We start from the raw sequence: 21,071 nt of genomic DNA, 5'->3' as shown, positions 1-21,071 counted from the left end.
GTGTCCAAATTGTTTAATATCGATGCCATAAAAAAGAGTATATCGTCTATTACGATATTTAGTAATAAATGATTACGATGTTTCGTTATTTACGAATTATCGTAACATAAAACCCATCACAAAAAATAAATAATATTATTGTTTATCAGATACTTATGCGTTATAAAAATATTGGCACCACAGTTGCAATACTCATTGTGAATAGTTTTATTCATGTTTATTTAACTCAATTGATAGGAAGCTAATAATGAACAAAATCACAATGACAGAAACCATCATCGCAGCAAAACTAGCTAAAGGTGTGAGCTGGGAAGAGATTGCAAAAGCCGTGAATGTATCACCCGTATGGTTAACCTCTGCATGCCTGGGGATGAACAGCACATCAAAAGAAGTCGCGGATACCATGGTGAAATTCTTAGGCTTGGATGCTGAAGTGTCTGTGGCATTACAAGCTTACCCGACTAAAGTCTGGGACCAAGCCGTTCCCACTGATCCACTGGTTTATCGCCTCTATGAAATCGTTGGTGTATATGGGGAAACACTGAAGGAAGTCATCCAAGAAAAATTTGGCGATGGCATTATGAGTGCTATCGACTTTTCAATGGAGGTTGATAAACAAGAAGATCCAAAAGGGGATCGTGTTGTCGTCACAATGAATGGTAAGTTCTTGCCATATAAAAGCTGGTAGTAGGTCGTCAGGTTATTTATAAACAACTTTATAATTAGGAAAGACGATGGAAATGAAACAGAGATTAATCCCTACCATCCTGGGTTCAGCTATTAGCTTGGGTTTAGGCTTAACAAGTAACACGGTATTGGCTGAAGATGACTTTTACTCAGCATTAACTGGCGGTAAAGTCAGCTTTTCGGCGAGAGCCAGATATGAGTCTGTATCGGATGATAACCCATCGAGAAAAGATGCCGATGCCTACACTATTCGTACTACCTTGGGTTATCAAACAGGTGTATTTCATGGCTTTAAAGGCTTTGTCGAGTTTGAAGATGTCACCGCTTTAGGCAGTGAGAAATATGACTTTAATCCTGCACCACAAGGTAAAAATGAGTATTCAGTTATTGCGGATCCAGACGGAACTGAAGTAAACCAGGCTTACCTGCAATACAACGGGTTTGATACTGAGTTCAAGTTTGGCCGTCAGGAGCTTATGTATCGTGACACACCATGGCACCGCCATATCGGTAATATCATTTGGCGCCAACATCATCAATCATTTGATGCGTTTAGTTTGAAAAATACAAGCTTCGCTGATACACAAATCAGCTATGCCTATATCAATAAAATTAATTTTGTGATGGGTGATGATGCCAACAACCCGGTTTTTGGTGTTGAAGACGGTGTGGTCGATATGAACTCACATTTATTCAATATTCAATACAGTGGTTTACCCATCGGTAAGTTAGAAGGTTATGGCTATTTTCTTGAGTACGATTCCAAATTGTACGAAACGAAATCAAATAAAACGCTGGGGATTCGCTTCAGTGGCACCCAACCAGTCAATGATAATTTTAACGTGGTTTATGCAGCTGAATACGCGAATCAGGATGAGTATAAATCCGGTACCATGGACGACCAGAATTATTATATGGCTGAACTGGGTGGTAAGTATAAGGGTTGGTTAGCAAAAGTCTCATATGAACTGCAAGAAGGCAATGGCACATCAAGCTTTAAAACTCTGTTAGGTACTAACCATGCATATCAAGGTTGGGCAGATATGTTCTCAGCCACGCCTAGCGTCGGTTTACAAGATACATACTTCACGCTGGCTGGTACAGTTTACGGTCTGAAATTAGTCGTTGTTTACCATGATTTTGAAACAGACAAGGGCAGTCAGGATGCAGGTGATGAAATTGACCTGTTACTACAAAAATCATTCAATAAGCATTATGTAGTTGGTGTGAAATATGCTGACTACAACGCGGGTGATGACAGTTATGCTAGTGTTGATACTGAAAAATTCTGGTTATTTGGTCAAGTGACATTCTAAATAACAGAAACGTCTGGTTGGGTAGTCTTCTGGCTGCCCAATCCTGTTAAAAGACCAAAATCTTACCGTTTCCAACACCTTACACAGTCTGATCTATTTACTTTCATTGGATGGACATTAAGATGACCGAATCTCAATCGGCTGACACACGAATAAGTTGTAGCGATTACGACCGAATAGAACTGATCTGCCTGTGTCAATATCCCATTCAGCTCACCCTTCAATCTGGCGATACTGTGAAGGGCATCCCGTTTGATACTGCCTACACAGCTGAACGAAAAGAAGGTATCAAAATTAAGGTTAAAAACGAAACACTAATATTCACACTGCAAGATATTATTAAAATCACGATTTTAATTGATAATCAGTATGTTGAAGATATGACTTTAAGTAACAAATAACGGTTTTCAATAAAATTTAGTCACACTTTAAACAAACAATTGGATAGTAGGGCATGGAACAAATCAAAATAGACTTACCTGTAAATCAAACCGTAGATTTTTTAAAACAGTCCATTCAAGAAAAAGGTTTAACCCTATTTTGTGATATCGATCATCAAGCCAACGCAAAAAAACATGAACTGGATATGCCAGCATCCCATGTGCTGATTTTTGGTAACCCCAAAGCAGGCACACCCCTGATGCAAAAGGATATAAACGTCAGTATCGAACTGCCCTTACGCTTAGCAGCTATTGAAAATAAAGGCGAAACACTGCTTATCTATCCTAATGTCAAAGACTACAGCAAAGCATATCTTCTCGGTGACCATCCAGTGCTTGATAAGATGCAGAGTATATTCGACGAATTAGTCGCTGAACTAAAGTCATTTTCTAAAGCAGACTAACCATCACAAAAAATAGCTCCAAGATAACTCCTGGAGCTAAATCGTATTTACAGGTTTAAATCACTCAAACTCGGGTGGTCATCCGGTCTTCTGCCTAATGCCCAGTGAAATAGACGATCGGATTCTTTAATGGGCAAATCATTAATGCAGGCAAAGCGACGCTGCATTAAGCCTTGCTCATTAAATTCCCAGTTTTCATTGCCGTAGGACCGAAACCAGTTACCACTATCATCATGCCATTCATAAGCAAAACGCACGGCAATACGGTTTTGTTCAAAGACCCACAATTCTTTTATTAAACGATAGTTGAGCTCTCTTGCCCATTTTTTCTGCAAAAAGTCTCTGACTTGGTCTCGACCACGAGGAAATTCAGCGCGGTTACGCCAAATCGTATCTTCGGTATAAACCTGTGCAACACGATCCGGATCGCGACTATTCCAGGCATCTTCAGCCATGCGGACTTTCTGTGTCGCCGAGGCTTCATCAAATGGCGGAAGAGGGTGCTTTATGTCAGTTGTCATAGTGTTTGTTCTCCAATATTAGATTTATACGTTGATGCCTGGCATGGATATATAGTTTGGTAATGACTCAAACCGTGCCAGCCAAGCACTGATATTCTGGTAGGGACTGAGATTGACCTGGCCTTCATGAGCCAAGGCCAGATAAGGGTAAATAGCAATATCAGCAATGCTTAACTTGTCAGCAACTAGCCATTGTCTATTGGCTAAATGACGGTCAATGATGTTCAGCAACTTCGTTGTAGTATCGGTGGCGTGTTTAACGTCGATAGGTCGGCCCATTTTATGGTGCAGACGTAATCTGGCCGGACCATTTTGTAGCTCATTCGCGGCAGTAGATAACCAGCTTATGATCTTGGCTAATACAATAGGATCCTCAGACCACCATTGTTCACCGCCATATTTTTTAGCCAGATAAACTAAAATCGCCTGACTATCTCGAACCATCACACCCTGATCATTAATCACAGGTGCCTGCCCAAAAGGATTTAATTTCAAAAAATCTTCACTTAACTGTTCAGTCATCCCCAAATCTAAATCGTATATTTGATAATCCAAGCCTAAAAAGCGAAGCATTAGCCTGACTTTATGGCAGTTACCCGATAATGGAATGTTATATAAAATCATAATCACGAAGCTCTTCTAAAGTCTAAATAAAATAGTCTTTTCAATTAATTACACGCTAATCATCAACTAAAAACTGCGATATTTCATCCTGCGTATAACGCGGCGTAATATACTTTGGGCAGTTCCAGTCCATCGCTTCCAGCGTGATAACAATGCCTCGCTCAACTGGAGCACGAAACTCATCCACCTCAAGTTGCTGAACCAGACTGAAATTATCTTGTTCATGAACCAGTTCAGCACGGCCCCATAGTTTCAGTCGGCGTTTGTCGGCATAGTTCATCAAAAATAAACACACCTTATTATTGCCAAGAATATTACCCACCGTAAGATATTGCCGGTTGCCAGCAAGGTCAGCAAAGCCAATTTGTGTCTCATTCAATACTTTCAGAAAACCTTTTGGTCCGCCACGGTGCTGAATATACGGCCAACCATCCTCATTGGTGGTTGCTATATAAAAGCTATCCTGTTGTTCAATAAACTGTTTTACTCGGGCATCAATAAATACTTCATCTGTTACACCTTGTTCCAGTGTCTCATAAAGCTCACGGCTGCCCATCTCAGACTGAACCTGTTTCACATGATCGGTGAAAGCGATTTTGGTAAAAGCTCTGGCCATATTACGCTCCTCAGAATAATTGCCCGGCCAGAAGGCCGGGCACGCTCTGCTGCTCTACGCCGCCTGATTCAAATCGACTTTAGGAAAGTCAATGTCGACACGACTGGCTTTACTCAGAATATTCGTTAATAAGTTAATGCCTGTATGGGTGATCACTTCGACAATATCGGCATCAGTAAACCCTGCATCACGCATTTCCTGTAGTTCAGCGGTCGTCACATCACCTGTGTGCTCAGCCAGTTTACGTGCAAACTTCACCGCCACAGCTGCTTTCGCATCATGGCTGTCACCCTGACGGTTGGCGGTTATCTCATCGCTGTTGAGTCCAGTTTTACGTCCGATAGCCGTATGCGCTGATAAGCAATAGCTACATTCATTTTTCTGGGCCAGCGTTAATGCAATTCGCTCACGTGTGGCGGCATCCAAAGAGCCATTGCCAGCAATATGGTGAAACCCCAGAAAGGCTTTCAGTGCATCCGGTGAATTGGCAAACACCCGAAGGAAATTGGGCACGATGCCTAATTTTGTTTTAATGGCTGCAAATAATTCTGCTTGTTCGTTATTCGCAATATCGTCTGTGACGGTAGTGATTCTGCTCATGTTTGTTCTCCTGTTGTCAGTAATTAATGATGTTGTGTTTCCAGCGAGAACATTATTGGCTATTATCAGAAATATAATAATCAGACAAATGATTAATTAACTATTGCATAAAGTGGAATAATAAATGGACCGATTACACTTAATGACGGTGTTCGTGGCCGTGGTGGAAAACGAAGGTTTTGCCAGTGCCGCCCGTAAACTCAGACTAAGTCCTCCCGCCGTCAGTCGGGCCGTATCAGAACTCGAAACCCGGCTGGGCGTAAAGCTGTTACACCGAACTACCCGACACCTGCAAATCACTGATGCCGGGCAACGTTACTATAAAGATGCCAAACAAATAGTCGCCTTATCCGAAGAGGCCGATGATGCTGTCAGAGGCAGAAATGCCATCCCCAAAGGGCTGGTCAGAATTACTGCCTCCGTATTATTCGGGCGGCTTTATGTGATGGATGGGCTTATCAGTTATTTAAAAAACTACCCGGACATGCAGGTGGATGCCTTATTCGTTGATCGTGTGATCAATATGCTGGAAGAGGGTGTCGATGTCGCGATACGAATTGGTGAACTACAGGACTCATCGTATAAAGCCATTAAAGTCGGGGCTATTCGTCGGGTTTTATGTGCATCGACGCCGTATCTGAAGGAACATGGCTACCCGAAAAAACCAGAAGACTTAGCCGACCACAGAATTATTCTAGCCAGAGGACTCAGCCCAAGTAACGAGCTTAAGTTTATAAATAAAGGCAAAGCCACCAGTGTCAGAGTCAATCCATTTTTAACCGTCAGTGATAATTTCTCGGCAGAAAAAGCCGTGTTAGCTGATATGGGCATTTCACGATTTCTGTCTTATCAAGTCGCCGACAGTCTGGAGAGTGGGGCATTAAAAATCATTCTAAGCGAATACGAACATCCCCCCGTCCCCGTGCATGTGGTGCACAGAGAAGGCCGTTACTCTTCTGCCAGAACACGTAGCCTGATTGACTGGATGGTGGAACACTTACGTTCACAAACGTCGTTGAATTAAACGCAAAACAACTAGCTATCCAGAGTCGATATGCTCTGGATAGCTGATATGATCAGTATGTATCTCTACTATTAAATACGAACTTATCCAACGCTATTTTGCCTGGTCCCCAAAGCAATAGAGAAAATAGCAATCCACCCCAGATAACGTGTAATAAAAAAGCCGCCGCAGGCATTTCTGCCAAACTGATAACGGCCACAAAATTAAATATAAACAAACCGATAGCGGCTACCGGGGTTAATAACCCAATTAGCAGCAACACCGGTAAAGCAATCTCGGCTGCTGTGCCAAGATAAGCTGCAATATCATGTCTTAAAAACGGCACGCTATATTCGTATTCAAATAAAAACAGGGTGGACTCCCAGTCTTTTAATTTATTAAAGCCAGCAAAGAAAAAGACAGAGAACAGGTAAAACCTGACACTGAGTAAAGTCAGTGATTCAAGTACCGATCGCGCCTTTATAAGTTGCTCGCTATACTGGACGCGTAAATTAAGATAAGTCATCGTGTTTTCTCCTGATAAAAGCCAGTGATAAGCCCCTCACTGATGGATTGTTGTAACCAAGTTTCAAAATTAAATTGAGGATGAACCTGGTCCAGTGCGTCAGAAATACCGCAGCCGGAAACAGTGAGTCTGAGCCAATCGATCTCAGCCTCATCCACCTCACGGACATTGGCCTTCCACTTAGGTCGCCAAACCAGAACGTGTTGACCGCTGCCATCTGTGAGTTTGTTTTTTGCCTGCTGAAAAAAAGATTGGCGTTGATGTTTATCTGAGGTTTGATGTGCCTGCCAGATATCAACCACGGGGTAATTCGATTCAAGCAGCGCCACACCAGCACAATATTGAAGTTTCAGGCTTGCTAAGTTAGCTTCTGGCGCAAGATCAAACCCGGTTATATTAACCACATCACACGCACGCTCGGCTTTATGGCAAAGCCAGTCGAGCCTGGCACAGTCTTTAATGAATGGACAATCGTCCAGATCCTGATGTTGTTCTAACCAGTCTGGTAGGGTTTCCCCCCACATGCCCCAGTCACCTTCGGTCAATAGTTCATGCTGGATAAAGTCCCTTATCAACAAGCTAAACACGTCCTCACCCAGCAGTTGAACGAAGGTTGGATAAGTGATGGATAAGGCTCTATTGGCATTCATCAACAGATTATTTCTGTAGATAGAAACTGCCTCTATGCTGTACGTGGAAGTTGTCTGCAGCCAAAGTGCCTGAAATAAATCTGACTGATAATTAGCCATGGCCAGACACCTTATTTGCATAGTCCTTAGCGCACATAGCTTCGTCGATAAGTTCGGACCATTCGGGTAATCTGCTATCCCATTCAACTAAGGTAGGTACATTACCAAAACGTTGAATGGCCGCTGAATAAGCCGTCCAGCAGTCATCACTGACTGGGCCACTATGATCATCAATCCACATTTCAGCTGAAGGCTCGGCAATGCCGGCTAAATGAATTTCACCGACAAAGTTCGTATCCAATTCTGAAATGAACTGTAAAACATCATCTAAAGGTGATTGTGACTGTTGATTGACCGCATTGACGTGAAGATTGTGAACATCCAGCAACACAGCACAGCCTGTCGACTGACAAAGTAAATTAAAAAATTCTGCTTCAGGTATGACAGAGGCCGTTATGGGTAAATACGACGAAATATTTTCAACAAGTAGTTGCTGACCAAAAACATCCTGCACGCGTCGGATATTACGACACATCGTCCTCAGTGTTTCCTTATCAAAGCGAAGTGGCAATAAGTCACCAGCATGCATGATATTGTCACCGTCACTCGACCAACTAAAGCAGGCATGATCCGATACTAATAGGGGTGAATAGCGTTCAATCAACCGTCGCATTTTCTGGATATGGGCCAAGGGCGGGGGAGTGAATGAACCCAACCCCAGTGAAGTACCATGAAAACTCAGCTTATACCGCTCAGAAATACGCTCCAATATGGCATGAGATACACCACCATCGGCAAAAAAATTCTCTGCATGCACTTCAACGAAGTCTATGGAGGCCGGTTCTAAGGCGGCTTCATAATGTTTGGATCGTAATCCTACACCGAGTTGTATCATCTCAGCCTCCATAGGTTCGTCACGGGTCATTAGTTTGTAAGAAGCTTCTTCGCTTCATCTTTGGATAAGCCACCCAGATCGCTACAGGTACCGGCTGGCACCAGTTTCCATTCACCTGGATCGTTGTCCGTTTTAGATTGAGCGGCACATGAGTGCGTACCCGCCAAGTTGGCACAGTCGTTTTGACCTGCTTTCGCCACGCCGTAGCATTTTTCTTTACTCGCCGCATAGGCATTGATTGGGGCTGTTACGCCCAGTGATACAGTCGCTGCAATTGCAGCAGCAATAATTGCGTTGTTTTTCATCACTTCATTCCTTATATGAGTATTAAGCTTGGATAGTGTGGTCAATCCAGGCATGTACGTTTTCAACCGCCTGTGAGCCAATCAGCGAATCAACTGCACTGCCATTTTTAAACATGATGAGTGTCGGTACAGAGCGAACATGAAAGGTCTCACGAATGGCGGGCATATCATCGACATCCACTTCAGCCACACTAATATCGCTACGAGTCTTTGAAACTGACTCAATAACCGGGCTATAAATTTGGCAAGGGTTGCACCAGGAAGCTGAGATTTTCAGTAATAAATAAGCATGACGTTGCGCCTCAGCTTCTAGCTCGTCATGAGTAGTAATTCTTCGCATTGTTAAACTCCTTAATGAAAGCCCTGACCTATTCGGCAAGTAAAGCCAGGGCTAAAGCACTAAAATGTTTCAAGTGTTTTATCACTGAAAGTTTTGATGGTTGGCCAGGTGTCATTGGCATTGGTGATATAGCCAGGAATATCTTCAACCCAGAGTTTTTGCACATCTTTATTCAGGTTCAGATAGAGCTTGCCATCCACTACACGCCAAGCAGTTGGGTCGGTATCAAACTTTCTGCCTTTGGTGACGCCATAAGCACAAAAGCCACCGAACTGTGGGGCATATTTGCTTGGCTCAGCACGGAATAAATCGCGATTTTTTTCACTGCTAAAGTGATAAATCGCATTTTTATAGGTCGCGGTATATTCACTCGATCCTTTAGTGGGTGCCGCTTTGGTGAAATACGCCACTGGGTCATAACCCTGAATAGCCAGGTCATTGGCGTTGGCATTCATATCAATATCTGCTGCCAATGTTGCTGCTGAAAGCGTGATCGCAACCGCTGCAGTAGTCGTCATTAAAAATTGCTTTATCATGGTTTACATCTCCGTTATAGGTGTTTGTATTAATTACAGTTTCGATTCGTTACACATTAAGTGACTGATGATTTTCGAATCAGCGGAGACATTATTTCTCATTCAGATTTATAAAATAATAGGACGAATGATTAAAAAACTATTACGCAAACTGAAATAATTAAGCTGCAATGTTTTGCATAAAAATCAGTAGTCAGCCAGCTTGAAAGGGGAGAGACGAGATAACGTGGTTTATCACTATCGATAAATAGTGCTACTTTATGAGATTGATTATTACTTAGATCATCCAATATGCCATTCAGAAAAAAACAGCAACACAGAGCCTTATTCGGTACGAAACAGCAGAGAAGGAATAAGGGAAAATGGCGTTGGATATTCTTTTTACTTTTGCTAACAACGGTTTGTGTCGCCATCTATCACGTTAACAAGCCTTTGCCTGCAGGTGTTAATTTCTCAGGCCCCCAACGCACAACCACGGATGTGCAGTTTCTGGCTGACAGAACCTTCACCGTTGATGGTGAGCGCCAAACGCGGCAACAGATTTTCGATACCGTATTTGAGATGATTGCCAACGCACGTCATATCGTACTGATCGATATGTTTTTATTTAATGACTATCTGGGCGAGGGGGCGGAACAGCATCGACCACTTTCAGATGAACTCAGCAACGCGTTGATTGCTCAGAAAAAGCGTTATCCGGATCTGCAAATACACGTTATTTCCGATCCCATTAATAGCCTGTATGGCGGGCTTCCTTCCAAACATTTTGCTGAGCTTAAAGCGGCTGGCATACCCGTCACGCAAACTGACTTGACTCAATTACGTGATAGCAACCCGGCTTATTCCGGTTTTTGGCGTTTGTTGATTCAGCCGTTTGGCAATAGTGAAGGCGGGTGGTTACCCAATCCGTTTGGTGAAGGACAAGTCTCTGCAAGAAGCTATCTCAACTTACTGAATTTCAAAGCGAATCACCGCAAACTGCTTATCGCTGATAATGGCTCAGAATTAACCGCATTAGTGACCTCGGCCAATCCACATGATGGCAGCAGCGCCCACGGCAATGTGGCCTTACGTTTTAATGGGCCGGCGGCATGGGATTTACTGGAGAGCGAAAAGGCCGTGCTGGCATTATCAGGTAAAGCGTTAGCCGAAGTGTCACTTCAACAAAAGACTGAAAACACGGACAGTAATCTCAGTGTGCAAGTCGTCACCGAGAATGCCGTAGAACAAGCCTCATTAGCCATGATTAACCAAGCTAAATCGGGTGATAAGCTGGATATGGCGATGTTCTACTTATCTGATCGGGATATTGTGGAAGCGCTGAAATCTGCACAAACGCGAGGTGTCGTGTTAAGAGTGTTGCTGGATCCCAATAAAGATGCCTTCGGGCGACAAAAAAATGGTATTCCGAATCGGCCAGTGGCCCATGAATTAACGCAAGCCGGTATTACCGTTCGCTGGTGTGATACCCATGGCGAACAATGTCATGCTAAATGGCTAATGCACCGTGGTACTGGTGAAACAACCATGTTGCTTGGCTCAACTAATTTCACCCGACGCAACCTACACAACCTAAACCTTGAAACTAGTGTCGTGCTAACTGGACCAGCCAACGCAGCACCTTTTCGGCGTGGTCGTAGCTGGTTTGATGAACGCTGGCATAATCTGTATGGCCGTCATTACAGCGTGGACTATGAAAACTATGCAGATGAAAGACGTTGGCCCCAACTGTTATATCGCACCATGGAAGCCACAGGGCTCAGTACGTTTTAGTTAAAGCTAAGAATGGGATGATCAAAACAGGGTGTCACGCCCAGGTGGGCGTGACGATTCTGACAGGCAATGGTTTACTGAGCTTGTGGCTCTTCCAGATAACGGAAGAAGTCTGAGTCAGCATTGAGCATAAGCGTACTATTCGCACCCAAGGCCCGGTAGCTTTCCAGCGTACGGAAGAAAGAATAGAACTCGGCATCAGCGCCGAAAGCTTCACCATAAATACGCGTCGCTTCAGCATCTGCCTCACCGCGTATTTTCTCAGCATCACGCGCGGCTTCAGAACGAATACGACGTAGATCGCGTTCCATATTACCCAGGATTTCCTGGCTACGGCCACGGCCTTCAGAACGAAAACGTTCTGCAATGGACTGACGTTCTGCAATCATGCGGCTTTCCACCTGACGACGCACAGATTCAATGTAATTGACCCGTTTAATACGCACATCATCAAGCTCAATCCCCAGTGCTGGCATAGAATCCCGAGCCCGTTTCAGAATACCGGCTTCCAATAATTCACGACCCAGTTTTGGTTGTTTCTCCAGATTAACGTCACTGCGTTCAGCCAAAGCGGGATCTTCTAACTCCGCGACATTCACTTGCCAGTCTTTCGAGCGAACGATCTCTTCCAGTTCGGTGGACGACACCATATCTCTTACCACCGAATCAATAATGTCATCGAGTCGAGTACGTGCACCAGCTTCATCGCGAACACTGGTTAAAAAGAGTAGGGGATCAGTGATTCTCCAGCGTGCCGTGGTATCCACAAGAATAAACTCACGACCCAGTGTCGGAATCTGTGTCACATCACCATCCCAGACCAACAGACGTTTATCGAAATAACGGACATTCTGCCAAGGGAGTTTGAACTTCAGCCCCGACTCATTAATCACATCGCCAATCGGTTCACCGAACTGGACCACAATGGCTTGTTCAGCTTCATCTACGGTGTAGAGAGTAAGGTTACCGAGGATAACGGCTAACACAACGATGAAGGCAAGTAGTGAGGTTTTCATTTGTCACCTCCAATGGTTTTACGATTCACATCAAGCAATGGCAGCGGCCCGACTTGGCCATCCTGCACCACCAAAATTTGGCCGATATTCGGCAGGATCTCATTCAACGTTTCCAGATAGAGACGTGAACGCGTCACCGTGGGGGCTTGTTGGTATTCACGCAAAACAGCACTGAAACGTGTACTTTCACCATCGGCCCGGTTCACCCGTTCCGTGGCATAACCTTCAGCCTCAGCGACGGTTCGAAGCGCAGCACCCTCAGCGTTTGGAATCTCCTGATTCACTCGTTTTTGTGCCTCATTAATCATACGTTCGCGCTCCTGACGGGCTTCATTCACTTCATTGAAGGCAGGTTGAACAGCAGGGGGCGGCACTACATCCTGCATTTCAACGGTGCTGATGCGAATGCCAGCATCGTATTGGTTGAGTATCTCCTGAATCTCATCACCGGCTTTCTGTTGAATTTCCACACGGCCGATAGTCAACACCTCAGAGCCCAGCATATTACCGACGATGCGACGCATCACAGACTCGGAAATATCACGCAGAGTACGAGTAGGTTCACGCATCTGATAGAGAAACTTGATGGGGTCTTCAATACGGTATTGCACCACCCATTCAACATCGATCATATTCAAATCGCCAGTGAGCATTAATGACTCATCTTCAAATTCGGCCGCACTGTAGGTGGAGCTTTCTCCCTGACGGGTTCCCCGAGTGCGGAAGCCAAACTCCTGCTTCAATACGCGTTCAGTCGCGACCAGTTGTATTTGATCAATACCAAACGGAATTTTGAAATGCAGACCCGGATCAGTAATCCCTTTGACGGAACCGAAGCGTTTCACTACAGCGCGCTGTTCTGGTTGCACCGTATAGAAAGAAGTCATTGCACCCCACACCAGCAGAATAAGTAGTAGGACGCCGATAAAACCGCCACCTAACTTGCCACGCGAAGGGCCGCGGCCACCACCAGTCAACTTTTTTATTAATTCAAAGAGGTCGGGTGGGCCAGAAGGCCCTCGACCATCGTCTTTTACAGATTGAATCATCTTCTCTCTCCTTTATTTGAAAGGCCAGTCTACTCTTTAGGGGCGGCTGTGTACGGTATTGGGGCAAAATGGTTAAGAAGCAGTCTATGTTCGGGAGGTCGTGATGACGTGGTAATGATAGATTTGTAGGCATAAATTTGAAGAAGCAAAGTGCTAGATAAATCTCTATCACATGGTATGCTCCTTGGACGTTTATGGAACCTGATGATAGAGGTTTTAATTATGTAATTAGTCCAAACGACTCGTATCCTAAAAATTTTGAATAACTACATAGTCTACTCAGATGAGATGTAGTGAGTTGAAGCAGTAGGAAATGATGGGTGTTATTTGGTGATATGAATAAAATTTGGTTGGGTAACTATTGTGAGCAGTAATACATATATAAAGGGTAGCTAACCAACACAGCATTAATAATTAAGGAATAAAATGAATAATGCAGAAAAAGATTTTCTTGACGCACTTGACGACAAACTTTGGGCAGCTGCGGACAGGCTTCGTAACAATTTGGATGCTGCCAACTACAAGCATGTTGTGCTCGGTATCATCTTTTTAAAGTATGTGTCAGACGCATTTGAAGAGCGCCAACATGAGTTACGTCAGTTGTTTACTCAGGACGATAGCGACGACAACATCTACTTTATGCCTCATGATGATTACGACTCTGACGAAGAATACAACGAAGCAGTAAACGCAGAGTTAGAGCTGCACGAATACTACCAAGAGAAAAACGTTTTCTGGGTCCCCAAACAGTCACGCTGGGAATTTCTTAAAAGTACTGCGGCATTGCCTATTGGTACGGAAATTGAGATTCAAACAGCCGGGCCTAATGGTGAAAAAGAAGTTTTTAAACTTAGCTCAATTTCTAAACTCATCGACAATGCCTTAGAAGCAATCGAAACCTATAAGATCGACGATAAGCTGGCCAACCCCAAGCTAAAAGGGGTTCTGCCTCGCATCAGCCGTTATGAAGTGGATAATCATAACCTTACTGAGCTGATTAACCGCTTCTCTGACACCAGCTTCCGTAACCCTGAATACAATGGTAAAAAGTTGGATCTACACAGCAAAGATATTTTGGGGCATGTCTACGAGTACTTCTTGGGCCAATTTGCCCTTGCAGAAGGTAAACAAGGTGGCCAGTACTACACTCCAAAAAGTATCGTTACACTGATCGTTGAAATGCTTCAGCCTTATCAAGGCCGAGTCTATGACCCTGCAATGGGGGCCGGTGGCTTCTTTGTGAGTAACGATAAGTTCATTGAATCTCATGCCGCCGATAAACATTACAACGCTAGTGAACAGCGCAAACATATTTCTGTGTATGGCCAAGAAAGCAACCCGACTACATGGAAGTTGGCCGCTATGAACATGGCTATTCGCGGCATTGACTTTAACTTTGGTAAAAAGAACGCCGATAGCTTCTTAGATGACCAACACCCTGACCTGCGCGCTGATTATGTCATGGCCAACCCACCGTTTAATATTAAAGCCTGGTGGCATGCTAAATTAGAGGGCGATATTCGCTGGAAATATGGCACACCACCGCAAGGTAATGCCAACTATGGCTGGATACAGCATATGCTGCACCACCTTAACGATAACGGCTCTATGGGCTTATTGTTGGCGAATGGCTCGATGAGCTCCAATACCAATAACGAAGGTGAGATCCGCAAAGCGCTTATTGAAGCTGATTTAGTCGAATGTATGGTTGCTTTGCCTGGGCAACTTTTCACCAACACGCAAATTCCAGCCTGTATTTGGTTTTTAACTAAAAACAAAAAAGGCGGCACGTCACCAGGTCAAAAAGGTAAGCGTGATCGCCGTGGCGAAACATTGTTTGTTGATGCTCGTAACCTTGGTTTTATGAAAGACCGCGTGTTGCGCGACTTTACCAACGGTGATATTACCAAGATAGCCGATATTTTCCACGCTTGGCAGTCTGGTACTGACTATCAGGACGAAAAAGGCTTTTGCTTCAGCGCAAAACTTGAAGACATGCAAAAGCATGATTATGTATTAACACCAGGGCGCTATGTTGGCGCAGCCGATGCCGAGGAAGATAGTGAGCCATTCCCAGAGAAAATGCAGCGATTAACAGCACAATTAAAGTCGCAGTTTGATGAATCTGACCGACTAGAAAAGGCGATTAAGGATAATCTTGCGGGGATTGGTTATGAAATGGATTGATACAACAGTTGGTGAATATTGCCCGTTTGTTTACGGAAAATCGTTGCCACAAAGGAACAGAGAAAATGGCAATGTGCCAGTTTATGGATCAAATGGCATCGTTGATTATCATAATACTCCACATGTAAAAGGTTGCGGGATAATTATTGGAAGAAAAGGCAGCGTTGGAGCGATACACCTTTCTAAAGGTGAGTTTTGGCCAATCGATACTTCATTCTATATCGAGAAAGATTCAATAGAGGAATTGTATTTTGCATATTATTTGTTGAAGTCATTGGGCTTAGAGCACATGAATTCTGATAGTGCTGTTCCAGGCCTTAACCGAGACAATGCACATGCACTTGCTATTAGAATTCCAGAAAACTCTGATGATAGAAAATTACTTGGTTCTTGGATTTCAAAATTTGATGAAAAAATTGAACTCAACACCCAAGCCAGTCAAACCTTAGAGCAAATCGCTCAAGCGCTCTTCAAAAGCTGGTTTGTCGATTTTGATCCGGTCAAAGCCAAAATTGAAGCTTTGGCAGCGGGTGGCAGCGCAGACGATACAGAACTCGCTGCTATGAGTGTTATTTCTGCCAAAACCCTTGATGAACTTAACAGCTTAAAAGCCAGCAATCCCGGGGCATTTAACAAACTCGCCCAAACCGCCGCGCTCTTTCCTGCTGCAATGCAAGACTCTGAGCTTGGGGAAATACCAGTGGGGTGGGAAGTCAAGTTGAGTGGCGAAATTATGGATGTAAGAGATGGTACTCATGATTCACCAAGGCGATCAGAAGTCGGTTACCCACTAGTTACATCGAAGCACATAACGACAGGTGTTCTCGCACTAAAAGATGCATATCTAATATCTGAAGAAGATTATTTAAAAATCAATAAACGAAGCAACGTTTCCCAAGGTGACATTTTACTTACAATGATTGGGACTGTTGGCATTGCTTACCTCGTCTCTCAAAATAAAGTTGATTTTGCAATCAAAAATGTCGGTCTTTTTAGAACTTCAGAGATGCCTTTGATAAGGAGTTATTTCTTTATGTTATTAAAGTCCGAGCAAATGCAGAGCTACTTAGATGCAAGGATGGCAGGCACAACTCAAAAATATCTTTCCTTAAAGGCTCTAAGAACGCTCGAAGTATTAGTCCCACCTGATGAAATTTTAACCGAATTTAATTGGCATGCGAACTCGGTTCTCGAAAGTATTTTTTCAAATGTTACTGAAAGTGAAGCCCTTTCGAATCTTCGAGATGCTCTTCTTCCTGAACTTCTAGCTGGTAAGTTGATTTAGGGGATAATAATGGAATATCTGATTCCTCAATTCCACGATTACCTGAATGAAGAAGGCGAAGTGGATGTTGCTGGTTATTCTTTCAGACGCGACAATATTCTGAAAGAACTTGAAAAAGAAGGATATCAAGAAGCCTTCAATGAGTGGCTGCAACAGCGGCAGCAAGACAACCTGAGTCGTGCGGATGAAATACTAGTCCTTTACGATAACCAACGTCGATTTAATAAGCTCAAAGAAATATATGCTCGTGGTGCAATTATTCCTTTTGTTGGTGCGGATATGGCAATGCCTAGCGACTATCCGGGATGGACAAATTTTCTTTATCAAGTGCTAGATGAAACAAAAGTCAGTAAAACGGATTTTGATGAGGCGATAGCAAAAGGTCAGTACGAAGAAGCGGCGCAAATGCTTAGTGATGCTTTACCATCGGGCTGTTTTCTTGAATATGTAGAAAACGCATTCGGTGCTAATCAAGAAATTTGTGGTGTGGTGCAACGTTTGCCATTGATATTTAAACAAGCAGTGGTAACAACCAATTTTGATAATGTGCTAAATCGTTGCTATGAGAATGCTAACTTTAACTTTGATGAAGAATTACTCGGCCCTGTTGCTGAAGAGCTTCCAAGAGCTTTGGGAGAAAACAAGCGGGTACTGGTAAAGCTGCATGGAAAAGCAAACTCCTCCCGCAATCGCATACTGACCAAAGATGAATATGATAAACACTATCACGATGAACAGGCATTAGAATCTGTCATTGAGGCAATAAGCAATCGTACGTTATTGTTTTTAGGATGCAGCCTTACCGTTGATCGAACGGTTCAATGCTTAGCCCGCATCGTCGCACGTAGAGGGCATGAACATGTTCCCCGCCATTATGCCTTCTTAAAGCTAAATGAAGGTGAAGATAGGCTCGCAAGAAGAGATCAACTAGCGGAGGCCAATATCTACCCAATTTGGTATACCGATGATCATGATGAATCAATAGAAGCCTTACTGGAGAAACTATCAGAGGGACTAAACTAATGAACGAAGAACAACTAGAAAACCTCTGTTTAGACTGGTTCCAAGAGGGTGGCTGGGAAGTTTTGCATGGCCCTAATATAGCCCCAGATAGCGCCAACCCACTACGCAATGATTACGCTCAAGTGGTATTGGATGGTCAACTTCGAGCGGCATTTGGAACGATCAATAAACACCTACCTGCTGCACAAATAGATCATTGCTTCGAGCAGTTTAAAGCGATTGTTTTAAAGCCCGAAAGCTTGGATTTAATCACCAATAACCGCGCATTTCACCGATTGTTATTGGAAGGCGTGCCTGTTGAATACAAAAAGGACGATGGCGAACAAGTAACTGACCATGCATTTATCATTGATTTCGATAACCTAAACAACAATATCTTTTCAGTCGTTAATCAGTTCACGATTACTGGTGCTAAACAGCCACGCAGACCTGATGTCCTTTGTTTTATCAACGGCTTACCGATTGCTGTGCTTGAGCTGAAAAGCCCAAGCGATGAAAACGCTGACATTTGGGATGCGTTTAATCAACTGCAAACCTATAAAGATGAAGTTTCCGACCTTTTCATTTTTAACGAGGCATTAGTCATCAGTGATGGTTACACCGCTCGGGTAGGCTCTCTAACAGCTAACCAAGAGCGTTTTATGCCTTGGCGCACCATTAAAAATGAAGATGACAAACCGCTACTGGAGTGGCAATTAGAAACCATGGTTCGGGGTTTCTTTGATCGTGAGTTGCTGCTGGATTACATACGATTTTTCGTGTTGTTTGAAACAGACGGTACTCTTGATCAGGCCACGGGCGTTATCATCAAAAAAATTGCTGGTTACCACCAGTTTCATGCTGTGCGTGAAGCGGTAAAGGCGACTGTGATTGCGGCGCAGCAAGTAGATGGTGTAAGCGAGAAGCGGGCAACCTATGCTGATGAAGTTGTACCTGGTAGTAAAAAAGCCGGTGTAGTTTGGCATACGCAAGGAAGTGGCAAAAGTATTTCTATGTGTTGTTATGCTGGTAAGTTGCTCCAGCAAAAGGCTATGAATAACCCGACCATGATTGTGGTGACTGACCGCAACGATTTAGACGGCCAATTATTTGAAACATTCAGCAACGCCGTTGAGCTGCTCAAGCAAACTCCGGTCAAAGCAGGTAATCGTGATGAGTTGAGGCAGTTACTGGCCGAGCGTGAATCTGGCGGTATTATTTTTACCACGGTACAGAAGTTTGCCTTGCTTGATGACGAGAAAAACCACCCAATACTCAATGAACGACACAATATAGTCGTTATTTCGGATGAAGCACATCGCAGTCAATATGGCCTCAAAGCGACACTAAGTGCTGATGGCCAATATAAGTTTGGTTACGCAAAGCATATGCGCGATGCTTTACCTTTTGCATCATTTATTGGATTTACCGGTACCCCCATTTCACAAGAAGACAAAGACACTCGTGCCGTATTTGGTGGGTATGTGTCCATATACGATATTCAAGATGCTGTTGATGATGGTGCAACCGTTCCTATTTACTATGAATCACGCTTAGCTAAACTCGATTTGAACCATGCTGAAATCGCTCAGTTGTCAGCTCAAGTAGATGAAGTGGTCGAGGATGAAGAGGATCTCAGTAATCGTGAGAAAACTAAAGGGGAATGGAGTCGTCTTGAAAAGCTAGTTGGTGCTACACCCAGATTAAGCCAAGTAGCGGCGGATCTGATCGAACACTTTGAAACACGCAATGCCACTATGGATGGTAAAGCCATGATAGTTGCCATGAGCCGTGATATTTGTGCGCATCTCTATAATGAGATTGTTGCATTGCGCCCTGAATGGCATTCAGATGATCCTGAAAAAGGGGCCATTAAGATTGTTATGACAGGATCAGCTTCGGACAAGCCACTTCTGCAACCCCATATCTATAACAAAAAAACGAAAAAACGCTTAGAAAAACGCTTTAAAGATATCAATGATCCTCTGAAGTTGGTCATTGTAAGGGATATGTGGTTGACGGGATTTGATGCGCCTTGTTGTCACACCATGTACATAGATAAGCCAATGAAAGGTCATAACCTGATGCAGGCAATTGCTCGGGTGAACCGCGTATTTAAAAATAAGCCTGGCGGTCTAGTCGTTGATTACATTGGTATAGCCAATGAACTTAAGCAAGCATTAAAAATCTATACGGACTCAAAAGGTAAAGGGGAGCCAACGCTCAATGCAGAAGAAGCTTTTTCAATCCTCTTAGAAAAAATAGATGCTATCCGTGGCATGTTCGGTAAAACACCAAACTCTGATGGTTTGGACATTTCGGGTTATGAAACACAAGCGCACAAACTATTGGTGCCTACTGCCAACTATGTACTCGGCTTAGAGGATGGCAAAAAGCGTTTCTTAGATTTAGTATTGGCAGCGACAAAATCTTACTCACTATGCAGTACCTTAGATGAGGCCAAAGAGTTAAGGAAAGAAATTGCCTTTTACTCTGCTATAAAGGCCGCGATCAACAAATTTACTAGCGTAGATAAAAAGCGCACTCAGGAAGAGAAAAACTCTGCACTGAAACAGATCCTTGATAATGCAATTATCGCTGAAGGTGTTGCTGATGTGTTCGCACTTTGTGGCTTGGACAAGCCTAACCTTGGTTTGTTGTCGGATGATTTTTTAGAAGATGTTCGCCGAATGCCTGAGCGAAACCTAGCAGTTGAGCTACTAGAAAAACTATTGAAAGATGACATCAAGTCAAAAACGCGTAATAACGTTGTGCAGGAAAAAAAATACGCCGACCGCTTGCAAGAAACTTTAAGAAAGTACAATAACCGCGCCATTGAAACGGCTCAGGTAATTGAAGAGCTCATTCAAATGGCGAAAGAGTTTCAGGACGAAATAATGCGCGAGGCTGAACTGGGCTTAAATCCAGATGAAATCGCGTTTTATGATGCTCTAGCCAACAATGAAAGCGCAGTGCGTGAACTTGGAGATGAAATCCTAAAAAAGATTGCCGTCGAAATTACTGACAAACTCAGAAAATCGACCACGGTTGACTGGCAAGTACGTGACAGCGTTCGCGCCAAGTTAAAAATCCTTGTACGCCGCACTTTACAGCGCTACAAATATCCACCTGATAAGTCAGCTGAGGCAGTTGAAATGATATTAAAACAGGCGGAGACGTTATCTAACTCATGGAGTAAATAAATAATTTACGAGGAAGATAGTAGTTTAAAAATATACAAAAAAACAAATACATAT

General features: G+C 43.5%; 22 protein-coding genes. 10 read left to right on the top strand and 12 right to left on the bottom strand.

Annotated elements, in window-relative coordinates:
- Positions 1-247: 247 nt before the first annotated feature.
- From cynS to AC13DA_RS10965, 4 genes are all read left to right on the top strand, one after another.
- Positions 248-688, top strand: coding sequence for a cyanase (gene cynS, locus AC13DA_RS10980; RefSeq protein WP_284451161.1), 441 nt, complete (start codon positions 248-250; stop codon positions 686-688).
- A gap of 52 nt (positions 689-740) precedes the next feature.
- Entirely contained in the window at positions 741-2,003 is a 1,263-nt protein-coding gene (locus AC13DA_RS10975; RefSeq protein WP_284451162.1) for an alginate export family protein, read from the top strand.
- Between the two features lie 122 nt (positions 2,004-2,125).
- Positions 2,126-2,404 carry a Rho-binding antiterminator gene (locus AC13DA_RS10970; RefSeq protein WP_284451163.1) on the top strand — a complete coding sequence of 93 codons (279 nt, stop codon included), beginning with the start codon at positions 2,126-2,128 and terminating at the stop codon, positions 2,402-2,404.
- A gap of 53 nt (positions 2,405-2,457) precedes the next feature.
- Positions 2,458-2,847, top strand: coding sequence for a DUF302 domain-containing protein (locus tag AC13DA_RS10965; RefSeq protein ID WP_284451164.1), 390 nt, complete (start codon positions 2,458-2,460; stop codon positions 2,845-2,847).
- 47 nt (positions 2,848-2,894) lie between these two features.
- On the opposite strand, the gene AC13DA_RS10960 is transcribed toward AC13DA_RS10965, so the two are convergent.
- The 4 genes from AC13DA_RS10960 to AC13DA_RS10945 are packed head-to-tail and all read right to left on the bottom strand — an operon-like array spanning position 2,895 to position 5,208.
- Positions 2,895-3,368, bottom strand: a complete 474-nt coding sequence (locus AC13DA_RS10960) for a nuclear transport factor 2 family protein (protein WP_284451165.1) — start codon at positions 3,366-3,368, stop codon at positions 2,895-2,897.
- Between the two features lie 24 nt (positions 3,369-3,392).
- A complete protein-coding gene (locus tag AC13DA_RS10955; RefSeq protein ID WP_284451166.1) occupies positions 3,393-3,992 on the bottom strand; it encodes a glutathione S-transferase family protein in 600 nt (199 codons plus the stop codon).
- 55 nt (positions 3,993-4,047) lie between these two features.
- Complete coding sequence (locus AC13DA_RS10950; RefSeq protein ID WP_284451167.1) at positions 4,048-4,608, bottom strand: pyridoxamine 5'-phosphate oxidase family protein; 561 nt, start codon at positions 4,606-4,608, stop codon at positions 4,048-4,050.
- Positions 4,609-4,662: 54 nt separating this feature from the next.
- Positions 4,663-5,208, bottom strand: coding sequence for a carboxymuconolactone decarboxylase family protein (locus tag AC13DA_RS10945; protein ID WP_284451168.1), 546 nt, complete (start codon positions 5,206-5,208; stop codon positions 4,663-4,665).
- Between the two features lie 124 nt (positions 5,209-5,332).
- Here AC13DA_RS10945 and AC13DA_RS10940 point away from each other — a divergent pair, with 124 nt between their 5' ends.
- A complete protein-coding gene (locus AC13DA_RS10940; protein WP_482945946.1) occupies positions 5,333-6,232 on the top strand; it encodes a LysR family transcriptional regulator in 900 nt (299 codons plus the stop codon).
- Positions 6,233-6,284: 52 nt separating this feature from the next.
- Here AC13DA_RS10940 and AC13DA_RS10935 read toward each other — a convergent pair whose 3' ends face one another.
- Genes AC13DA_RS10935 through AC13DA_RS10910 form a run of 6 tightly spaced genes read right to left on the bottom strand, consistent with a single transcriptional unit; the run spans position 6,285 to position 9,502 of the window.
- Positions 6,285-6,737 (bottom strand): DoxX family protein, encoded by a 453-nt coding sequence (locus AC13DA_RS10935; protein WP_284451170.1) that lies wholly within the window; start codon positions 6,735-6,737, stop codon positions 6,285-6,287.
- Positions 6,734-7,486, bottom strand: coding sequence for an HvfC/BufC family peptide modification chaperone (locus AC13DA_RS10930; protein ID WP_284451171.1), 753 nt, complete (start codon positions 7,484-7,486; stop codon positions 6,734-6,736). The genes AC13DA_RS10935 and AC13DA_RS10930 overlap by 4 nt, the downstream gene beginning before the upstream one ends.
- Positions 7,479-8,321, bottom strand: coding sequence for an MbnB/TglH/ChrH family RiPP precursor modification enzyme (locus AC13DA_RS10925; protein ID WP_284451172.1), 843 nt, complete (start codon positions 8,319-8,321; stop codon positions 7,479-7,481). The genes AC13DA_RS10930 and AC13DA_RS10925 overlap by 8 nt, the downstream gene beginning before the upstream one ends.
- 29 nt (positions 8,322-8,350) lie before the next feature.
- Positions 8,351-8,626 carry a BufA1 family periplasmic bufferin-type metallophore gene (locus AC13DA_RS10920; protein ID WP_284451173.1) on the bottom strand — a complete coding sequence of 92 codons (276 nt, stop codon included), beginning with the start codon at positions 8,624-8,626 and terminating at the stop codon, positions 8,351-8,353.
- A gap of 22 nt (positions 8,627-8,648) precedes the next feature.
- The gene (locus AC13DA_RS10915) at positions 8,649-8,966 is read right to left on the bottom strand and encodes a thioredoxin family protein (protein ID WP_284451174.1); all 318 of its coding nucleotides are present in this window, start codon (positions 8,964-8,966) and stop codon (positions 8,649-8,651) included.
- 59 nt (positions 8,967-9,025) lie between these two features.
- On the bottom strand, positions 9,026-9,502 hold the full coding sequence (locus tag AC13DA_RS10910; protein ID WP_284451175.1) for a YHS domain-containing (seleno)protein: 477 nt from the start codon (positions 9,500-9,502) through the stop codon (positions 9,026-9,028).
- Positions 9,503-9,793: 291 nt separating this feature from the next.
- Between AC13DA_RS10910 and AC13DA_RS10905 the strand changes: the two genes are divergently transcribed.
- Positions 9,794-11,275, top strand: a complete 1,482-nt coding sequence (locus AC13DA_RS10905; RefSeq protein WP_284451176.1) for a phospholipase D family protein — start codon at positions 9,794-9,796, stop codon at positions 11,273-11,275.
- A 74-nt stretch (positions 11,276-11,349) separates the two neighbouring features.
- Here AC13DA_RS10905 and hflC read toward each other — a convergent pair whose 3' ends face one another.
- Together hflC and hflK are read right to left on the bottom strand one after the other, a co-directional pair.
- A complete protein-coding gene (hflC, locus tag AC13DA_RS10900) occupies positions 11,350-12,291 on the bottom strand; it encodes a protease modulator HflC (RefSeq protein WP_284451177.1) in 942 nt (313 codons plus the stop codon).
- A complete protein-coding gene (hflK, locus tag AC13DA_RS10895; protein WP_284451178.1) occupies positions 12,288-13,340 on the bottom strand; it encodes an FtsH protease activity modulator HflK in 1,053 nt (350 codons plus the stop codon). The genes hflC and hflK overlap by 4 nt, the downstream gene beginning before the upstream one ends.
- Positions 13,341-13,766: 426 nt before the next feature.
- On the opposite strand from hflK, the gene AC13DA_RS10890 reads away from it, so the two are divergent.
- From AC13DA_RS10890 to AC13DA_RS10875, 4 genes are read left to right on the top strand one after another with little or no spacing between them, the layout of a single operon-like run.
- Positions 13,767-15,527 carry a type I restriction-modification system subunit M gene (locus AC13DA_RS10890; RefSeq protein WP_284451179.1) on the top strand — a complete coding sequence of 587 codons (1,761 nt, stop codon included), beginning with the start codon at positions 13,767-13,769 and terminating at the stop codon, positions 15,525-15,527.
- Positions 15,514-16,812 (top strand): restriction endonuclease subunit S, encoded by a 1,299-nt coding sequence (locus AC13DA_RS10885; RefSeq protein ID WP_284451180.1) that lies wholly within the window; start codon positions 15,514-15,516, stop codon positions 16,810-16,812. The genes AC13DA_RS10890 and AC13DA_RS10885 overlap by 14 nt, the downstream gene beginning before the upstream one ends.
- Before the next feature lie 9 nt (positions 16,813-16,821).
- Positions 16,822-17,835 (top strand): SIR2 family protein, encoded by a 1,014-nt coding sequence (locus AC13DA_RS10880; RefSeq protein ID WP_284451181.1) that lies wholly within the window; start codon positions 16,822-16,824, stop codon positions 17,833-17,835.
- Positions 17,835-21,017, top strand: a complete 3,183-nt coding sequence (locus AC13DA_RS10875) for a type I restriction endonuclease subunit R (RefSeq protein WP_482945945.1) — start codon at positions 17,835-17,837, stop codon at positions 21,015-21,017. Before AC13DA_RS10880 ends, AC13DA_RS10875 begins: the two co-directional genes overlap by 1 nt.
- Positions 21,018-21,071 lie beyond the last annotated feature (54 nt).

It is taken from the genome of Methylophaga sp. F-2 (assembly GCF_056859315.1).
Note: the sequence above shows the minus strand (reverse complement) of the source record. Positions and strands in the feature narration are given on the sequence as shown.

Coding starts and splice junctions, on each gene's coding strand:
- AC13DA_RS10885 (WP_284451180.1), top strand. CDS start 15,514: ATGAAATGGATTGATACAACAGTTGGTGAATATTGCCCGTTTGTTTAC.
- AC13DA_RS10925 (WP_284451172.1), bottom strand. CDS start 8,321: ATGATACAACTCGGTGTAGGATTACGATCCAAACATTATGAAGCCGCC.
- AC13DA_RS10910 (WP_284451175.1), bottom strand. CDS start 9,502: ATGATAAAGCAATTTTTAATGACGACTACTGCAGCGGTTGCGATCACG.
- AC13DA_RS10930 (WP_284451171.1), bottom strand. CDS start 7,486: ATGGCTAATTATCAGTCAGATTTATTTCAGGCACTTTGGCTGCAGACA.
- AC13DA_RS10955 (WP_284451166.1), bottom strand. CDS start 3,992: ATGATTTTATATAACATTCCATTATCGGGTAACTGCCATAAAGTCAGG.
- AC13DA_RS10920 (WP_284451173.1), bottom strand. CDS start 8,626: ATGAAAAACAACGCAATTATTGCTGCTGCAATTGCAGCGACTGTATCA.
- AC13DA_RS10960 (WP_284451165.1), bottom strand. CDS start 3,368: ATGACAACTGACATAAAGCACCCTCTTCCGCCATTTGATGAAGCCTCG.
- hflK (WP_284451178.1), bottom strand. CDS start 13,340: ATGATTCAATCTGTAAAAGACGATGGTCGAGGGCCTTCTGGCCCACCC.
- AC13DA_RS10935 (WP_284451170.1), bottom strand. CDS start 6,737: ATGACTTATCTTAATTTACGCGTCCAGTATAGCGAGCAACTTATAAAG.
- AC13DA_RS10915 (WP_284451174.1), bottom strand. CDS start 8,966: ATGCGAAGAATTACTACTCATGACGAGCTAGAAGCTGAGGCGCAACGT.
- AC13DA_RS10975 (WP_284451162.1), top strand. CDS start 741: ATGAAACAGAGATTAATCCCTACCATCCTGGGTTCAGCTATTAGCTTG.
- AC13DA_RS10940 (WP_482945946.1), top strand. CDS start 5,333: ATGGACCGATTACACTTAATGACGGTGTTCGTGGCCGTGGTGGAAAAC.
- AC13DA_RS10880 (WP_284451181.1), top strand. CDS start 16,822: ATGGAATATCTGATTCCTCAATTCCACGATTACCTGAATGAAGAAGGC.
- AC13DA_RS10965 (WP_284451164.1), top strand. CDS start 2,458: ATGGAACAAATCAAAATAGACTTACCTGTAAATCAAACCGTAGATTTT.
- AC13DA_RS10970 (WP_284451163.1), top strand. CDS start 2,126: ATGACCGAATCTCAATCGGCTGACACACGAATAAGTTGTAGCGATTAC.
- AC13DA_RS10875 (WP_482945945.1), top strand. CDS start 17,835: ATGAACGAAGAACAACTAGAAAACCTCTGTTTAGACTGGTTCCAAGAG.
- cynS (WP_284451161.1), top strand. CDS start 248: ATGAACAAAATCACAATGACAGAAACCATCATCGCAGCAAAACTAGCT.
- AC13DA_RS10950 (WP_284451167.1), bottom strand. CDS start 4,608: ATGGCCAGAGCTTTTACCAAAATCGCTTTCACCGATCATGTGAAACAG.
- AC13DA_RS10945 (WP_284451168.1), bottom strand. CDS start 5,208: ATGAGCAGAATCACTACCGTCACAGACGATATTGCGAATAACGAACAA.
- AC13DA_RS10890 (WP_284451179.1), top strand. CDS start 13,767: ATGAATAATGCAGAAAAAGATTTTCTTGACGCACTTGACGACAAACTT.
- hflC (WP_284451177.1), bottom strand. CDS start 12,291: ATGAAAACCTCACTACTTGCCTTCATCGTTGTGTTAGCCGTTATCCTC.
- AC13DA_RS10905 (WP_284451176.1), top strand. CDS start 9,794: ATGCCATTCAGAAAAAAACAGCAACACAGAGCCTTATTCGGTACGAAA.